This is a genomic window from Streptomyces sp. cmx-4-9, assembly GCF_046548835.1.
Lineage (GTDB): Bacteria > Actinomycetota > Actinomycetes > Streptomycetales > Streptomycetaceae > Streptomyces.
The window spans coordinates 1-1,981 of record NZ_JAEBEE010000025.1; the positions used below are offsets into that span (position 1 = coordinate 1).

General features: G+C 68.4%; 1 protein-coding gene. It reads left to right on the forward strand.

The features are described from left to right. A partial coding sequence (locus tag ACLJTM_RS34580) for a condensation domain-containing protein (RefSeq protein ID WP_411107792.1) occupies positions 1 to 1,981 on the forward strand: 1,981 nt, incomplete at both ends.

Genomic DNA, 1,981 nt, shown 5'->3' on the forward strand with positions numbered 1-1,981 from the left:
CGCAGGAGGAGATTCTGTGCGGGCTGTTCGGTGAGGTGCTGGGTGTGGAGCGGGTGGGGGTGGATGACCATTTCTTCGAGTTGGGTGGTCATTCGCTGCTGGCGACGCGGTTGGTGTCGCGGGTGCGGTCCGCGCTGGGCGTCGAGTTGGAGATCCGCGAACTCTTCGAGCACCCCACCCCGTCCGGGCTCGCCACTCGGCTGGCCACCGCGGGCGCACCACGTGGTGCGTTGGTCGCCCAGGAGCGCCCCGAGGTCGTACCGCTGTCCTTCGGGCAGCGCAGCCAGTGGGTCCTGAACCGCTTCGAGGAGGGTGCGGCGGCCTACAACGTCCCGTTCGCCGTGCGTCTGACGGGGGCGGTGGACCGGGCGGCGCTGCAGGCTGCGCTGACGGACCTGGTGGAGCGCCACGAAATCCTCAGGACCGTCTACCCCGAGCAGGACGGAACCCCCCGGCAGCTGGTCCAGGACGCACGGGAGGTGGCCCTCGCCGGACGCCGGACCACCGAGGCAGAGCTGGCCGGCGACCTGGCGGCGGAGGCAGCCCGCGGCTTCGACCTGCAGAACGACCTGCCCTTCCGCGCGGCGCTGTTCGAGCCGGCCGGATCCGACGAGACCGTGCTCTCCCTGGTCTTCCACCACATTGCGGCGGACGGGTGGTCGTTGGCTCCGCTGCTGCGTGATCTCTCGGTGGCGTACGGGGCGCGGGTGCGGGGCGGGGTTCCGGGGTGGTCGCCACTGCCGGTGCAGTACGCCGATTTTGCGTTGTGGCAGCGGGAGGTGCTGGGCAGTGAGGAGGATCCGGCCAGTGCGGTCGCGCGGCAGCTCGCCTTCTGGGAGGAGGCGCTTGCGGGGCTTCCGCAGGAGCTGTCGCTGCCGGTGGACCGGCCGCGGCCGGTGGCGCTGAGCGGTGCGGGTGGTGCGGTGGGGTTCCGGTTGGATCCGGAGCTGCACCGGGGGTTGGTCTCGCTGGCGCGGGAGTGCCGGTCGAGTCTGTTCATGGTGGTGCAGGCCGGCCTGGCGGCGTTGCTGTCGCGGTTGGGTGCGGGTGAGGACATCGTGGTGGGGACGCCGGTTGCGGGGCGTACCGATGAGGCGTTGGACGATCTGGTGGGGTTCTTCGTGAACACGCTGGTGCTGCGCACGGATGTGTCGGGTGATCCGTCGTTCCGTGAGCTGGTGGCGCGGGTGCGGGAGACGGACCTGGCGGCGTATGCGCATCAGGACGTGCCCTTCGAGCGGTTGGTGGAGGTGCTCAACCCGGAGCGCTCCCTGGCCCGCCACCCCCTGTTCCAAGTCATGCTCATCCTCCAGAACAACGCCGAGGAATGCCTGGTGCTGGACGGACTGGACGTCCGGACCGAAGGCGTGCGCACGCGTACGGCGAAATTCGACCTCTCCTTCGAATTGACCGAGCACACGGCCGACGGAGATCCGCAGGGCATCAGCGGAGTCCTCGAGTACAGCGAAGACCTCTTCGACCGTGCCACTGCCGATTCCCTCACGGAGCGGTTCGTGCGCTTCCTCGAAGCCGTTGTCGCCGACACCGATCTGCCGGTGGGTGGGGTGGATTTGCTGGGTGGGGTGGAGCGGGAGCTTTTGTTGGTGGATTGGAATGGGGGTGGGTCTGGGGGTGTGAGGTCTGGGGGTGTTTCGGGTGGGTCGGTGACGTTGTCGGGGTTGTTTGAGGAGCAGGTGGGGCGGGCTCCTGATCGTGTTGCGGTGGTGTGTGGGGGTGTTTCGGTTTCGTATGAGGAGTTGAATGCGCGGGCGAATCGGCTTGCGCGGGTGTTGGTGGGGCGTGGGGTGGGGCCTGAGTGTTTTGTGGGGTTGGTGTTGCCGCGGTCGGTTGATCTGGTGGTGGCGGTGCTGGCGGTGTTGAAGGCGGGGGGTGCGTATGTGCCGGTGGATCCGGATTATCCGGCGGATCGGGTGGCGTATGTGCTGGGGGATGCGGGTCCGTCGTTGGTGTTGGTGACGGA